Annotated in this window: 13 protein-coding genes; 4 read left to right on the forward strand and 9 right to left on the reverse strand. The window is 59.8% G+C overall.

Annotation, left to right across the window (positions count from 1 at the left end):
- Positions 1-21 precede the first annotated feature (21 nt).
- Entirely contained in the window at positions 22-1,677 is a 1,656-nt protein-coding gene (recN, locus tag VOI23_RS15585; RefSeq protein WP_323785863.1) for a DNA repair protein RecN, read from the forward strand.
- Positions 1,678-1,784: 107 nt separating this feature from the next.
- Here recN and VOI23_RS15590 read toward each other — a convergent pair whose 3' ends face one another.
- Positions 1,785-3,158, reverse strand: coding sequence for an FAD-binding oxidoreductase (locus VOI23_RS15590; RefSeq protein WP_323785864.1), 1,374 nt, complete (start codon positions 3,156-3,158; stop codon positions 1,785-1,787).
- Positions 3,159-3,166: 8 nt separating this feature from the next.
- Positions 3,167-3,688: a hypothetical protein gene (locus VOI23_RS15595; protein ID WP_323785865.1), complete on the reverse strand. Its 522-nt coding sequence runs from the start codon at positions 3,686-3,688 to the stop codon at positions 3,167-3,169.
- Positions 3,689-3,907: 219 nt separating this feature from the next.
- Between VOI23_RS15595 and VOI23_RS15600 the strand changes: the two genes are divergently transcribed.
- Positions 3,908-5,662 (forward strand): chloride channel protein, encoded by a 1,755-nt coding sequence (locus VOI23_RS15600; protein ID WP_323785866.1) that lies wholly within the window; start codon positions 3,908-3,910, stop codon positions 5,660-5,662.
- Between the two features lie 80 nt (positions 5,663-5,742).
- Here the strand turns inward: VOI23_RS15600 and VOI23_RS15605 are convergent, their stop codons facing one another.
- The 7 genes from VOI23_RS15605 to VOI23_RS15635 all read right to left on the reverse strand — a co-directional run bounded on the left by VOI23_RS15605 (position 5,743) and on the right by VOI23_RS15635 (position 12,656).
- Complete coding sequence (locus tag VOI23_RS15605; protein WP_323785867.1) at positions 5,743-6,084, reverse strand: DUF427 domain-containing protein; 342 nt, start codon at positions 6,082-6,084, stop codon at positions 5,743-5,745.
- 60 nt (positions 6,085-6,144) lie between these two features.
- Positions 6,145-7,947 carry an aminopeptidase P family protein gene (locus VOI23_RS15610; RefSeq protein ID WP_323785868.1) on the reverse strand — a complete coding sequence of 601 codons (1,803 nt, stop codon included), beginning with the start codon at positions 7,945-7,947 and terminating at the stop codon, positions 6,145-6,147.
- Between the two features lie 189 nt (positions 7,948-8,136).
- Complete coding sequence (gene cobT, locus VOI23_RS15615; RefSeq protein ID WP_323785870.1) at positions 8,137-10,014, reverse strand: cobaltochelatase subunit CobT; 1,878 nt, start codon at positions 10,012-10,014, stop codon at positions 8,137-8,139.
- Positions 10,015-10,087: 73 nt separating this feature from the next.
- Complete coding sequence (locus VOI23_RS15620) at positions 10,088-10,474, reverse strand: hypothetical protein (protein WP_323785871.1); 387 nt, start codon at positions 10,472-10,474, stop codon at positions 10,088-10,090.
- Positions 10,475-10,748: 274 nt separating this feature from the next.
- Positions 10,749-11,807 (reverse strand): YeeE/YedE family protein, encoded by a 1,059-nt coding sequence (locus tag VOI23_RS15625; protein ID WP_323785872.1) that lies wholly within the window; start codon positions 11,805-11,807, stop codon positions 10,749-10,751.
- 37 nt (positions 11,808-11,844) lie between these two features.
- Positions 11,845-12,189: a metalloregulator ArsR/SmtB family transcription factor gene (locus tag VOI23_RS15630; RefSeq protein WP_323785873.1), complete on the reverse strand. Its 345-nt coding sequence runs from the start codon at positions 12,187-12,189 to the stop codon at positions 11,845-11,847.
- A gap of 98 nt (positions 12,190-12,287) precedes the next feature.
- Positions 12,288-12,656 (reverse strand): thioredoxin family protein, encoded by a 369-nt coding sequence (locus VOI23_RS15635; protein WP_323785874.1) that lies wholly within the window; start codon positions 12,654-12,656, stop codon positions 12,288-12,290.
- A gap of 74 nt (positions 12,657-12,730) precedes the next feature.
- Between VOI23_RS15635 and VOI23_RS15640 the strand changes: the two genes are divergently transcribed.
- The gene (locus VOI23_RS15640; RefSeq protein ID WP_323785875.1) at positions 12,731-13,468 is read left to right on the forward strand and encodes a cytochrome c biogenesis CcdA family protein; all 738 of its coding nucleotides are present in this window, start codon (positions 12,731-12,733) and stop codon (positions 13,466-13,468) included.
- An 18-nt stretch (positions 13,469-13,486) separates the two neighbouring features.
- A complete protein-coding gene (locus VOI23_RS15645; RefSeq protein WP_323785876.1) occupies positions 13,487-14,041 on the forward strand; it encodes a thioredoxin family protein in 555 nt (184 codons plus the stop codon).
- Positions 14,042-14,086 lie beyond the last annotated feature (45 nt).

The raw sequence follows: 14,086 nt of genomic DNA on the forward strand, positions 1-14,086 counted from the left end.
GATCCGATCCGAGGTGGCGGGATGCTGCGCGCGCTTGAAATTCGCGATATGTTGATTATCGACCGGCTTGAATTGGATTTTCAGCCGGGTCTGAACGTGTTGACGGGCGAAACCGGGGCAGGAAAATCGATTTTGCTGGATTCGCTGGGATTCGTGCTGGGCTGGCGCGGGCGGGCCGAACTGGTCCGTGCCGGGGCCGATCAGGGTGAAGTGGTTGCGGTTTTCGAATTACCTGCGGATCACGCAGCCCACGGCGTTCTGGAAGAGGCGGGACTGCCCGGTGGCGGGGAATTGATCCTGCGGCGTGTGAACCGCAAAGACGGCCGCAAGACCGCCTGGGTCAATGACCGGCGTTGTTCCGGTGAGGTACTGCGCGCGCTGTCGGAAACTCTGATCGAACTGCACGGGCAGCATGATGATCGCGGGCTGCTTGATCCCAAGGGACACCGGGTGCTGTTGGATGCGTTTGGCGCATATCCCGATTTACAGGCTGCCAACCGTGCGGCGTGGCGTGATCTTGCGCAGAACCGCAAAGCCTTGGCCAAGGCTGAAACCGCCTTGACCGAAATGCGCGCCGAAGAAGAATACCTGCGCCACGCGGTGGCCGAACTGGACGCGCTTGATCCTCAGCCGGGCGAAGATGCCGAGTTGGACAGCCGTCGCCGCCAGATGCAGGGGGCAGAACGGATCCGCGAAGACGTCGCGCGCGCATTGCAGGCGTTGTCGGGCGACGGTGCCGAAGGCGCGATCGGCGATGCGATGCGCTGGCTCGACGGGGCGGCGGACAAGGCCGAAGGCACGCTGGACGGCGCGATCGAAGCCTTGGGTCGTGCCTTTAACGAACTTGGCGAGGCAGTGCAGGGGGTCGAATCCGCTCTGGAGAGCCTGAGTTTCAACCCGCATGAGTTGGAAGAAACCGAAGAACGGCTGTTCGCGATCCGTGGCTTGGCCCGTAAACATGGTGTGATCCCGGATGAATTGAGTGTCTTTGCCGAAGAATTGCGCGGACGTTTGGCGGCGCTGGACCGGGGCGATGCCGATATGGCTGTGCTGAAACAAGAATTGGCCGAGGCGGAAGCGACTTACGCTCAAGCTGCGTCGCGTCTGAGCGCCGCACGGAACGAGGCGGCGGTGCGCTTGGACAATGCGGTGGCGACGGAACTCGCACCGTTGAAAATGGAACGGGCGGTGTTCCGGACCGAGATCACACAGGCCGAACCGGGGCCGGAGGGCCGCGATGCGGTCGCGTTCACCGTCGCCACCAATCCCGGTGCGCCATCCGGGCCGCTGGCCAAGATCGCATCGGGCGGCGAACTCAGCCGGTTCCTGTTGGCGCTGAAGGTCAGCCTGCATCAAGCCCAGTCTGGCGTAACGATGATCTTTGACGAAATCGACCGCGGGGTCGGTGGCGCCACTGCCGATGCGGTGGGGCGGCGTCTGGCCAGTCTGGCGCAGGGTGCACAGGTTTTGGTGGTTACCCATTCGCCGCAGGTCGCGGCCCTGGGCGCGCATCACTGGCGGGTGGAAAAGCGGGTCGCGGATGACGTGACGACCTCGACCGTGGTGCCGCTGGACGCAGATGAGCGGGTCGACGAGATCGCCCGCATGGTTGCTGGTGATACGATCACCGAGGAAGCGCGCGGCGCGGCAAGGGCGCTTTTGGCGGCGACGTCCTAATTCCCGACGCTCTACGGTTCAAACTCAAATTTTGTTTGCAACAAGTCCGGCCCGGAACAAGCTCGCGCCGGGCCAGCGGTATATCAAAAGGTCCGGCGTGACCTGTCTTAATTCCCGCGCAGCATCTTGCCCGGGTTCATGATGTTCTGCGGATCGAGTGACTTTTTCAGATCGCCCATCACATCCCATGCCGCGCCGTGCTCGGCTTCCATATACTTTTTCTTACCGATCCCGATGCCATGTTCGCCGGTCGCGGTGCCGCCCATGGCCAGTGACCGTTCCACCATCCGGTGCGACAGGTCCTCGACCGCCTTTACCTGTTCGGGGTTTTCGTCGTCGAACAGCAGGATCGCGTGGAAATTGCCGTCGCCGACATGGCCCAGGATCGGACCTGAAATCGGCGATGCTTCAATATCGGCGCGGGTTTCGTTAACCGCGTCGGCGAGCCGGGAAATCGGCACGCAGATATCGGTGACCAGCGCCTTCGCTCCGGGTTTCGAGGCCAGAACCGCCCAATGGGCGTGATGCCGCATTTTCCACAATGCGGTGCGCTCCTCCGGCTTGGTTGCCCATTCGAAACCCCTGCCGCCGTGATCGGCGACGATTTCGCCGAAGATTTCGGCCTGTTCCTTCACGCCTGCCTCGGAGCCGTGGAATTCCACCATCAGATGCGGGCACAGCGGCATGTCGGACCCCGAATAGCCGTTGAAGGCCGCCGCTGTCGCCTCGTCCACGAATTCGATCCGGGCCATCGGGATGCCCATCTGGATCGTGGTGATTACCGCCTGCACCGCGTCGTCGAGCGTATCGAACGCGCAGACCGCCGCCGTCACCGCCTCGGGTTGGCCCTGCAGCCGCAGGGTCAGTTCGGTGATCAGCCCCAAAGTGCCCTCGGCACCGACGAAAAGACCGGTCAGGTCGTAGCCTGCGCTCGATTTGCGCGCCCTGGTGCCGGTGCGGATGATCCGCCCGTCGGCCAGCACCACCTCGAGCCCCAGCACGTTGTCGCGCATGGTGCCGTAGCGTACCGCCGTGGTGCCGCTGGCGCGGGTCGAGGCCATGCCGCCGATCGAGGCGTTGGCGCCGGGATCGACCGGGAAAAACAGCCCCGTCGCGCGCAGCTCGGTGTTCAGCGCCTCGCGGGTGATACCGGGTTGGACAGAGACATCCATATCCTCGGCGCCGACCCTTAGAACCTTGTTCATTTCGCGGAAATCGACCGAGATACCGCCTTGGAACGCCTGCGCCTGCCCCTCCAGAGAGGTGCCCGCGCCCCAGCCAACGACGGGGCAGCCGTGGCGGGCGCAGATCTTCACGATCTCCGAAACCTCTTCAGTGGTTTCCGGATAGGCTACCGCATCGGGCGGGGTCAGCGGAAAATGCGTTTCTGACGCGCCATGCTGGTCAAGATCGGACCTGGAGCGGCTCAACCGTTGGCCCAGCAACGCAGATAGATCTTCTAGGGCAGGTTGGATCGTCATTTTCGGCCTCACTGGCTGCAGGGATAGGCATAGTGTAGCTTGTCACGCCCGGGCGGTACCAGCTCCAGATGGTTGATCGCCGCGCCGAAGCTGATCATATGCACCTTCAGCAGCGCACTGTCTTGCGGCAGGATCTCAAGCCAGTCGCCATTCAACCGGAATTCCGCCAACAGGCTGATGCCGTCGCGGGCCATGCCGATCCGGCCATGTTCGAAGGTAATTGCGTCGGTGCATTTCATCAAAGTTCCCAAACCGGCGCGTGTTTCCTTGTCTCGCAGCGTCCAGCGCCCGATCAGGAAAGACGGGGTCGTCGGGTTGAAATTCTCGAAATTCTTCAGCTTGCTGAATTCGCGGACGAAAGGCGAAAATCCTTCGATCTGTCGAATTTGGTCAAGGTAACCGTCGGGATCCGAGGTCCGGAGCGTATCCAGATACTCTTCCGCTCGCCGGTTCTGAAATTCGAGAAAAAGCAGATAGAGGATCGAAAATGCAAAGCCGCATGCCAGAAAGATCAGTGTGCTTCTACGCATCTCGATCCGGCTTTTTTCCAACAAACCCGGCATTAGATCATCTCTCCCCTGTTATTCTGTCGTGGATTGGACATGTTGCCCCGTTGCATCCTACCTACCAACGTCGTAATCGGAGGGTGTCCTGAAGGCGCAGACTGTCCCGCTTCGTGGCGGTCAACTCCACTGCGTATGGCGTTCCGACCCACCCACAAGAACAATGGTAAGCAATTGACTGATCCGATGCCACAAACCGAGACGACTGACAACCGTCAAGTCTCGCTCATTACACTCTCTCTGCTCTCGGTCGTAATTGGCGTGGTAACCGGTTTCGGGGCCATCCTGCTGCGGTACCTGATAGCGTTCCTGCACAACCTGTTCTTCTTCGGAACGTTCTCGATTGATTATGACGCGAACGTGCCAACCGAAGCATCGCCCTTTGGCCCTTTCATCATCTTGTCACCTGTTATCGGCGGGGTGATCGTGTTGTTCCTGGTGCGGCGCTTTGCGCCCGAAGCCAAAGGCCACGGTGTGCCCGAAGTGATGGATGCGATTTATTACAAGAACGGCAAGATCCGCCCTGCGGTCGTGATTGTGAAATCTCTGGCCTCGGCGTTGTCGATCGGGTCGGGGGCCTCGGTCGGGCGCGAAGGGCCGATCATCCAGATCGGTAGCGGCATTGGGTCAGTGTTAGGTCAATTTTACAACCTGCGCCGTTGGCAGGTCATCACACTGGTGGCTGCCGGTGCCGGGGCAGGCATCGCCGCCACCTTCAATACACCGCTGGGCGCAGTGCTGTTCGCGGTCGAGCTGATGTTGCCTGAATTCAGTGCCCGGACGTTGATGCCTGTGGTTCTGGCGACCGGCACCGCCACCTATATGGGGCGGCTGGCCTTTGGCATGGCCCCCGCATTCCTTGTCGCGTCGCATGAACGCCCCGATATCTTCGTGCCGCTGTCGGTGGACATGCTGCCGCTTTACGTGCTGACCGGGATGATGATGGGGGTCGCTGCGGCGCTGTTCGTCAAAGTGCTGTACGGCACCGAAGATTTCTTCGACGGACTCAAACTGAACCCTTATGTCAAAACCATCATCGGGATGAGCGGCCTGGGTGTTCTGATGTATGTGCTGATGCTGACCACGGGGATGTATCACACCGCCGGCGTCGGCTATGCCACCATCGAACGCGTACTGACCAGTCAGATCACGTCGCCGCTGTTCCTGCTTTTGCTCTTCGCGCTGAAACTGCTGTCGACCTCGGTCAGTCTTGGGGCAGGGGCTTCGGGCGGGGTATTTTCGCCTTCGCTGTTCCTCGGCGCTACGTTGGGCGGTGCCTTCGGGGCGATGCTGGACATGATGTTCCCGTCGCTTGGGTTCAGCATGGTGACCTTCGCTCTGATCGGCATGGCGTCGATCGTGGGGGCCAGCACCGGGGCGACGCTGACCTCGATCATGATGATCTTCGAGATGACCGGTGATTACACGATCACTGTGGCTGCTATTATCGCCGTCGTCGTGGGGGTGGGGGTGCGCCGCGGGCTCATGGTCGACAACATATACACGATGAAACTGACCCGGCGCGGCCACCGCATCCCAAGCGACATCCGGTCCTACCTGTTTCCGATACGGTTAGCGAGCGAGGTAATGGAGCCGGTGATCGGCACCATTGAACAAAGCGAATTGACGCCCTACCCGGAAATCGTGCATGTGCCGGTCGGTAAACGCAGCTTTGCCGTGGTTACAGAGGGACGCCATATCGTCGGTGTCGTTCCGGTTGACCCGGATAACCCCAACCGTACTCACGGCGCGGTGATCAGCCCCGTTGGCATGGTGCGCGAGCAGAGCTTCCTGCAAAATGCGATGAACCGGATGGCTGACCGCGGGCATAATGCGCTGCTGGTCATTAAAGAGGACGAGCGTCCCCGCGCCGAAAACGTGATCGGGGTGATTACCCGCGTCGCCATTGGTGCCGCTGTGGTACAGGATTACCGCAGCTGATCAGGCGCGTCCCGGCGCAGCATGAAATGTAAAAAGGCGGCCTTAAAGGCCGCCTTTTGTTCGCTCTTACGCGACGCTATTCAGACCCGTTCAACCGCCAACGTGTCAGAGCCGTGAAAGGCGAGGTACTCCTTGATCCGCGCGACCTCCTCCCTGGGGGCCTCATAGGACCAGGCGGCGTTCTCCAATGTCGTGCTTTTGGTCACGATGGAATAATAGCTCGCATCGCCCTTCTTTGGACAATGGGTGCTGTGATCGCTTTTGTCGAGAAACGCCATGGCCACATCGCTGCGCGGGAAATAGATCACCGGGGCCAGACCGCCTTCGCTCAGCTCCAGCGCATTCTTGCTTTCCCCCAGAACGGCCCCGCCAGCGCGGACAACCCAAGTGCCTTCCGCCTTGCGGATCGTAATATCGGTCATGCTTTTCTCCCTATTTCCTGTTCGCAACTCGCTGTGCCAACCATTTATGACAAACAGGTGTCACAGCGGTGCGGTGGCTTGGTGCAACCATAGCCGCGCAGCGTCGCTAAGCCGAGGGCTGATTTTGTCGCGGCACGCAGCGTGATACCTGTCGATCCAGTCCCGTTCAGCCGTGCTTAGCATCTCGGGCAGGATCAGGCGGCGGTCGATCGGTACCCAGGTCAATGTATCGAATGCGAGCATGGGCCGGTCATCGGCCCCGTCCAGATCGGCGGCAGACCGTACCACGATCAGGTTTTCGATACGGATGCCAAATCCGTCCTCGCGGTAATAACCCGGTTCATTCGACAGGATCATTCCGGGTTTCAAAGCCACATGCGAAGCCCGGCTGATCCGCTGCGGTCCCTCGTGAACACACAGGTAAACCCCGACGCCATGGCCGGTGCCGTGGTTGAAATCCTGTCCCGCCAGCCAAAGCGGCATACGGGCAACCGCATCGATATCGCGCCCCGCCAGGCCGTTGGGAAAACGCAGACGGGATATTCCGATCATGCCCTGCAACACGCGGGTGAAGCAGCTCTTTTCCTCGTCGCCGACATCTCCGACCGGCAGGGTGCGGGTGATATCGGTGGTCCCGTTGAGATACTGTCCGCCGCTATCGACCACGATCAGTTGGCCCTCTTGCAGCACCGCATTGGTGTCCTGTGTCACCCGGTAATGGATCACCGCCCCGTTCGGACCGGTGCCAGCGATCGTGTCAAAACTGATATCGCGCAGCGCATTGGTGGCGCGGCGACAGCCTTCCAGCTTGGTCACCACGTCGATTTCGCTGATGCGACCCGGGGGCTGGGCATCGAACCAGCACAGGAATTCGCACATTGCGGCGGCGTCGGTCAGATGTGCGGCTTTGGTATTGGCGATCTCTGTGGGGTTTTTGCAGGCTTTGGGCAGGATGCAGGGATCCGCACCCCAGACCAGCGGCACATTGGCCGCCTCCAGTTCCCGCGCAACCTGCAGCGGGGCAGAGGTCTTATCGACCCGCACCGGCCCGGTCAGTGATCGAAGCGCCGCCGCAAAGGCCGCCGGCGGGCGTTGCGTAACCTCGCTGCCCAGATGCGCCCGCACTGCGTCGTCGAGCTTGTCGGCATCAATGAACAGGGTCAGATGGCCAGTGTCATGCAGGATGGCAAACCCATGAGCCACCGGATTTCGGGGAATATCGCTGCCGCGGATGTTCAGCAGCCAGGCGATCGAATCGGGCAGGGTGATCACGGTCGCCTTTTGCCCGTCTTGTCGCAGAATCGCTGCCAGCCGGGCGCGTTTTTCGACATGGGTTTCACCGGCCATATCGTCGGGGTAGACCGACATCTTGCCGCAGGGCGGATCGGGCTGATCAGCCCAGATTGCATCGATCCGATTGGCCACCGGTCGCAGCTCAATGGCGCTACCCTTCAGGCCCTGTTCCAGTTTCTCGATCTCATCTGCACAGTGCAGCCACGGGTCGAACCCGACCACGCCACCTTGCGGCAGACAGCCGCGCAGCCAGTCCTGTAATTCGGTTTCCGGCCAGGGTACCGGGGTGAAATGATCGGTATCGACCTGTGCCTTGACCTGGGTGCGATAGCGCCCGTCGATGAACACGCCCGCCTCCCGCAGCAACGCGGCACAGAACCCCGCCGATCCGCTGAACCCGGTCAGCCAGGCCAGCCGGTCATCATGCGGGGCGACGTATTCCCCCTGATACATATCGGCGCGCGGCACCAGAAAGCCGCTCAATCCATCCTGCGCCAAAACCTGGCGCAACGCGGCAAGCCGCGCCGGTCCTTGGCTTGGGTTGGCATTCTCTTCAAACGACTGGAACATTGCGTCTCCCAAAATTTTCTCAAGCCCAGAAAACGTGTTTCAGCCTTCGGAAACAACCCCAAGCCGTGCGTGGCTTTCATCTTGGCCGAAATACTCCCGCCGGAGGCGCATCCGAAAGAAAATGACGCAGCCATTTTCCAGAGATGTAAAGCGGGCCCGGAACGGGCGCACTTCTGGATCACATCCGGCTCAGCTGGCTTTCTTGATGCCGATCATCCGCGCCCGCGCCCGCGGGTCGTGATCGAACAGACCCGCCAATTGCTCGGTCATTGCGCCCGCCAACTGCTCGGCATCGGTGATTGTTACCGCATGCTGATAATAGCGCGTCACGTCATGGCCGATGCCGATGGCGATCAGTTCCACCTGTTTGCGCTTTTCCACCATCGCGATGACGTCGCGCAGATGTTTTTCCAGATAATTGGCCGGATTCACCGACAAGGTCGAATCGTCCACCGGGGCACCATCTGAAATCACCATCAGGATCTTGCGCTGTTCGTGACGCGCCAGCATGCGCCGGTGCGCCCATTCCAGCGCTTCGCCATCGATGTTTTCCTTCAGCAAGCCTTCCTTCATCATCAGGCCCAGATTGGCCTTGGTCCGGCGCATAGGCGCGTCGGCCTTTTTATAGATGATGTGGCGCAGGTCGTTCAGCCGCCCGGGCTGCTGCGGCCGGCCCTCGGCAAGCCATTTCTCGCGTGCCTGTCCGCCCTTCCAGGCGCGGGTAGTGAAGCCCAGGACCTCGACCTTCACGTCGCAGCGTTCGAGCGTGGAAGCCAGAACATCGGCACAGATCGCAGCGATGGAAATTGGCCGCCCCCGCATCGACCCGGAATTGTCCAGTAGCAAAGTCACCACCGTATCGCGGAATTCGGTATCCTTTTCGACCTTGAAAGACAAAGGCGTGGTCGGATTGGCGACAACCCGCGCCAGACGTCCGGCATCCAGAATGCCTTCTTCCATGTCGAACAGCCAGGATCGGCTTTGCTGTGCCTGCAACCGCCGCTGCAACTTGTTGGCCAGACGGCTGACCGCACCCTTGAGCGGTTCAAGTTGCTGATCGAGATAGGCGCGCAGCCGCTCCAGTTCGGCCGGTTCGGCCAAATCTTCGGCGGCAATCTCTTCGTCAAAACTGCTGTCATAGACGGTGTAATTCGGATCGGCCTCGGATGCGGGCGGTGGCGGCGGCGGTTCCAGCGGCGCGTCGCCATCGGGCAGATCGGTTTCTTCCGACATCTCGTCCTCGGCCAGATCATCCATGCTGACCTGGGCTTCGGAACTGTCCTGGGTTTCGTCCTGGGACCGTTCCGGATCGGCCTCGGCTTCGGGATCGTCCTGATCATCCTGACCGGCATCGTCCTGATCGGACTGGTCTTCGCTGTCCTCCTCGGCGTCGTCCTGCTGGTCGTCGTCTTCCTGATCGGGATCATCGCCCAGCTGATCGCCATAGCCCAGATCTTCGATGACCTTGCGGGCCAATCTGGCGAACGCCGCCTGATCGGACAGATTTTCCTGAAGGTTTTCCAGCGTGTCGCCAGCCTGGTTTTCGATAAACCCGCGCCACAGCTCCATCACGTTGTCACAGGCCGGGGGCAGGTCGCGCCCGGTTGCCAGATGGCGGATCATATACCCTGCGGCGACCGACAATGGCGCCTCTGAAGGTTGCTTGATCTGATCGTAGCCCAGCCGCCGCGCCTCGGTCTCCATCTTGACGTCGATATTGCCAGCGGTGCCCGGCATGTCGCGGGCTCCCATCGCTTCGCAGCGGGCGGTTTCCATCGCCTCATACAGGCTGCGGGCCATATCGCCGGGCGGCGCATAGCGTGCATGGGTGCTATCGTCGTGATACCGCCGCTGCATGGCCAGCGCATCGGCGGTGCCGCGCGCCAGCAGGACTTCGTCGCGTGTCATCCGGCGGCTGACCTGCGGCAGGCGCATCGTATCACCCGCAAGCCCGGCGGGATCGACCGAATAGGCCACGTTCAGTTCCGGGTCGTGGGCCATCACCTTGGTCGCTTCGGCAAGGGCTTTCTTGAACGGATCGGCGGGATTATCAGAGGCTTTCTTCATGAGATTGATAAATCACGTCCCCAGCGCAAAAGGCAAGGCGGGAATCGCGTTCCGGCGGGCTTGCGACGCAAGATCAGGTCAGCAGAAGCGACCGGCAGGCACCAATCTTATGTTGCGCCGCCCGCTGCGCCCACCGCGCATCGCGCTTGTCGGGGTTGAACATCGAACGCCTCAGCAACGCGGCCTGGGCGATTTTCGCTTCGACTCGCCAATTCAGAACCTCGCGCGCTTGGCCGGGGGGCGTCATCGCCGCAAGTATGTCGATCAGGCTGGCCCGTACGGCTTTGGTTGCGTCGGCTTTGCTACCATCGAACATCCACTGGAATTCCATTTGCGCCGACAGTCGCCCGGCGCAGGTGGCGACAACACGCAGAGGGTCTAACCGGGGGGCGGCAAAGGTCGGCGCCGCAGCGATGACAGGCACCGGTGACAGCATCAGAACACAGAAAAAAGTTTTCAAAGCGCCCATCATGCAATCAGTGCAGCACAAAATACGCCCAAAAAGAAGGCGAAACTGGAATTCTGTTCTGGCGCGGACATTAACGGTACTGTGCCAAGGGGCCGCCTTTTACGGTCTCGATTGGCCCATTTCCCCGTTTCACCTTGGTTTAGACTTCCCGGGGGGGATTGAAAATTGACGATTTTCAACGATCGGGGCGGCGCCCTCGCCACTTCGCCTTGGGCAAAGCAAACCCTGAGAGCCGTAGGCGCTCTTGGGTGGAACCCTTCTTCCGTTATTCGGCGGGCTGAAACCCTTCGATCAGCTGGCGAAGCCCGAACGCCGCCCCGGCAAAGATTGCCAGGAAAGTAACTGGCGCGGAAAAGGCCAGCATTGAAAAGGCCGACAACCCCTGTCCGACGGTGCAGCCAAGCGCCAGCACCGCGCCTGTGCCCATCAGCGCGGCACCGGTGATCTGGCGACGCAATTCGCGCGGGTCTTCGCAGGCTTCCCAGCGGAAATGCCCCTTGAACAGCGACCCCACAAAAGCTCCAAGCGCCACACCCGCCACCGATCCGACCGCAAAGGAAGGGACCCGCGCCGAAGCGGTCATCAGGTACAGCAGGCTTTCGCCAACCGGGGCGGAGAAGCTGTGCGACACAACCGGGATATCTTCGAAGCCATGAGTGGCTACCCAATAGCTGCCAGCCCAACCGGTGGTGATGGCGATACCCACGACGACGGCCCAGAAAACTGCCTTCGCATCGGTAAGGAATTCCTTCTTGGCCAAGACTCCAATGGTGATCAGCCCGCCGATTGCTATCCCAACGGCGTTCACCGAAAGCCCGGTCCATTGTCCGATCAGATGGGCCAGCCCGGGCGGCATGTCATTGATCACTTCGCGTTGCGGGAACAAAGTCACACGCAACCCCGCCAGCGGCCCGGACAGGACGATATAGGCGCTGACGCCCATCACCACTACAATCACGAAGGCGCGCAGATCACCGCCGCCCAGCCGCGCGATCGAACCATATCCGCAATTGCCCGCCAGAGCCATGCCATAGCCGAACATCAGCCCGCCCAGGATCGAGGCGACCGGCATCCAGCGAATCGACAGGTAATAAGAGCTTTCGGTCTGCAACAGCCCGACCGAGGACAATCCAAAGCCGCCCAACACCGCGACACCGATGGCCAAAATCCACATCCGCATACGCCGGTCAGAGCCACCGTATAGCAGGTCTTCGATGGCGCCCATGGTGCAGAACCGGCCCAGACGCGCCGCCAGCCCAAGCAACACCCCTCCGACCAGACCGACCAAAGCGATGGCTATTTCTTCTCCGAGAACATCAAGCATTGCCGGAACCTCCCAGACCTGACAGCGCGGTCGCCGTTCAGCCCTGATTGTCTGTGGCGCAGAACAGCTCGTAAACCAGCTCGAGTATACGCCGGGGACGATCATCAGCCAAACGATAATAGATTGCCTTGCCATCGCGTCTGGGAACGACCAGTCCTTCCAGACGCAGACGCGACAATTGCTGCGATACGGCGGCCTGACGCGCCGAAAGCAGATCTTCCAGTTCGGTGACGGATTTTTCTCCGGTAACAAGGTGACAGAGGATCATCAGCCGACCTTCGTGGCTGACAGCTTTCAGGAAATTCGACGCTGTGGTGGCATTATCCACCATCAGGTCCATTTCTTCCTCGCTGATGCTGTCGTCGAATGCCGGCAGTCCCATACAACACCTCTTGCAGGTATTTTCCGCGTTAACGTTTGGGTCGTTTAGCCCAATTTGCGGACCATCGTCCAGCCCGATGCCGCGTTTCGGCGGCACTTTCAGACCCCTCCGTTAAAATCTGTTTTAGATTTCAACATCATCTCAAGCAGTCCCCAGAAGAAGTCTTCTCCCGGATAACCTTCGATTCGGCCGATTTCCCGGCCCTCTTCCACAAGAACAAAGGTGGGTGTAAAAACGACCTTGCGAACAAAGCTCAGGTCGGCTGGCACATCATCGGCGATATCAATGACACGCAAAGGGGCGTATTTGCCTGCTGCCGTATTGGGGTAGATCGGTCCGAGATCGGTCTTCCATTCGATGCAGTAGTGGCAGCCTTGGCGTTCGACCATGACCAATTCGACCGCCTGCGCGAAGGCGGGCAATATGATAAGTAGAAGCGGGGCAAAAATCCGGAAAAGACGATGCATGATAAACTCTGGATTGACGGATATATTTTCCATAACGTAATATGAATATGTGAATTAATCAAGGAATTGCGGTAATGCTGGATATTACCTTTGCCGGGGCAGCCTTGGCGGGGCTGTTAAGTTTCTTTACTCCCTGTATCCTGCCGATGGTCCCGTTTTACCTGTGTTACATGGCCGGGATATCAATGTCGGAATTGCGCAGCGACGGGGCGATTGCCCCCGGGGCGCAGCGCCGCCTGATCTTGTCGGCGATTTTCTTTGCGCTCGGTGTCAGCACGATCTTCGTCTTGCTGGGCATGGGCGCAACGGCTTTGGGACAAGCCTTCGTGCAGTGGAAACAGCCGCTTAGCTATGTTGCTGCGGCTGTGCTGTTCCTGTTCGGTCTGCACTTCCTCGGGGTGGTCAAGATCGGGTTTCTTTATCGTGAGGCGCGGATCGAAAGCAAAGCCGAACCGACCTCGGCGGTCGGCGCCTATGTCATGGGGTTGGCCTTTGGGTTCGGTTGGACACCATGTGTCGGACCGGCTCTTGCGTCCATTTTGATGGTGGCCAGTGGCATGGGCGATATCTGGCGCGGCGGGTTGCTGCTGTTGGTCTACGGATTGTCGATGACCGCGCCTTTCGTGATCGCGGCGCTGTTTGCGCGCCCGTTCCTGGGTTGGATGCAGCGCAATCGCAAATATCTGGGCTATGTGGAAAAAGTCATGGGCGTCATGTTGATCGTATTTGCGATCCTGATCGCTACAAACGGGGTGAACCTAATTGCAGATATGATGATCCGTTGGATACCGTCATTCCAGACGGTTGGATGATTTCAGGGAGGAAATGTAATGAAACGATTTATAACTGCATGCGCTGTGGCGATTGCGGTCGGCTTGCCTGCCGGGGCGTCCGAAATGGGCGACGACGGTCTGCATAAAGCGCATTGGATGCGCGACACGTTCAAGGACCTGCGCGAAGATCTGGGCGAGGCGAATGCCGAAGGCAAGCGCTTTGCCATCATCATCGAGCAGCGCGGCTGCATCTATTGCAAGAAGATGCATGAAGAGGTCTTTCCCGATCCGAAAATCGATTCGTTCATCACCGAGAATTACTTCGTGGTGCAGCTGAACATGTTCGGAGATGTCGAGGTAACCGATTTTGACGGTGAAGCCTTGCCGGAGAAGGATATGGTGCGGAAATGGGGGCTGATGTTCACTCCGACGATGATGTATTTTCCCGAAGACGTGGCAGAGGGATTGACGGCTCAGCAAGCGGCTGTTTCTGTGGTGCCAGGGGCATTTGGCAAAGGTACGACACTGGCCATGCTTCAATGGGTGAAAGAAAAGGGATACGATAGTGACGAGCCTTTTCAGAAGTACCTTCAGAGGAAACTCGAACAGTAATATTCTTTCGTATAGGCCGCCAAACGAACAAATCGGTAAATTCAA

Origin of the sequence: Thalassovita sp. (assembly GCF_034670005.1) — a bacterium.
Taxonomy (GTDB): Bacteria; Pseudomonadota; Alphaproteobacteria; order Rhodobacterales; family Rhodobacteraceae; genus Thalassobius.

What these genes read in the sequence shown, in the direction of transcription:
- recN (WP_323785863.1), top strand. Translation starts at nt 22, where the DNA reads ATGCTGCGCGCGCTTGAAATTCGCGATATGTTGATTATCGACCGGCTT.
- VOI23_RS15590 (WP_323785864.1), bottom strand. Translation starts at nt 3,158, where the DNA reads ATGACGATCCAACCTGCCCTAGAAGATCTATCTGCGTTGCTGGGCCAA.
- VOI23_RS15595 (WP_323785865.1), bottom strand. Translation starts at nt 3,688, where the DNA reads ATGCGTAGAAGCACACTGATCTTTCTGGCATGCGGCTTTGCATTTTCG.
- VOI23_RS15600 (WP_323785866.1), top strand. Translation starts at nt 3,908, where the DNA reads ATGCCACAAACCGAGACGACTGACAACCGTCAAGTCTCGCTCATTACA.
- VOI23_RS15605 (WP_323785867.1), bottom strand. Translation starts at nt 6,084, where the DNA reads ATGACCGATATTACGATCCGCAAGGCGGAAGGCACTTGGGTTGTCCGC.
- VOI23_RS15610 (WP_323785868.1), bottom strand. Translation starts at nt 7,947, where the DNA reads ATGTTCCAGTCGTTTGAAGAGAATGCCAACCCAAGCCAAGGACCGGCG.
- cobT (WP_323785870.1), bottom strand. Translation starts at nt 10,014, where the DNA reads ATGAAGAAAGCCTCTGATAATCCCGCCGATCCGTTCAAGAAAGCCCTT.
- VOI23_RS15625 (WP_323785872.1), bottom strand. Translation starts at nt 11,807, where the DNA reads ATGCTTGATGTTCTCGGAGAAGAAATAGCCATCGCTTTGGTCGGTCTG.
- VOI23_RS15630 (WP_323785873.1), bottom strand. Translation starts at nt 12,189, where the DNA reads ATGGGACTGCCGGCATTCGACGACAGCATCAGCGAGGAAGAAATGGAC.
- VOI23_RS15635 (WP_323785874.1), bottom strand. Translation starts at nt 12,656, where the DNA reads ATGCATCGTCTTTTCCGGATTTTTGCCCCGCTTCTACTTATCATATTG.
- VOI23_RS15640 (WP_323785875.1), top strand. Translation starts at nt 12,731, where the DNA reads ATGCTGGATATTACCTTTGCCGGGGCAGCCTTGGCGGGGCTGTTAAGT.
- VOI23_RS15645 (WP_323785876.1), top strand. Translation starts at nt 13,487, where the DNA reads ATGAAACGATTTATAACTGCATGCGCTGTGGCGATTGCGGTCGGCTTG.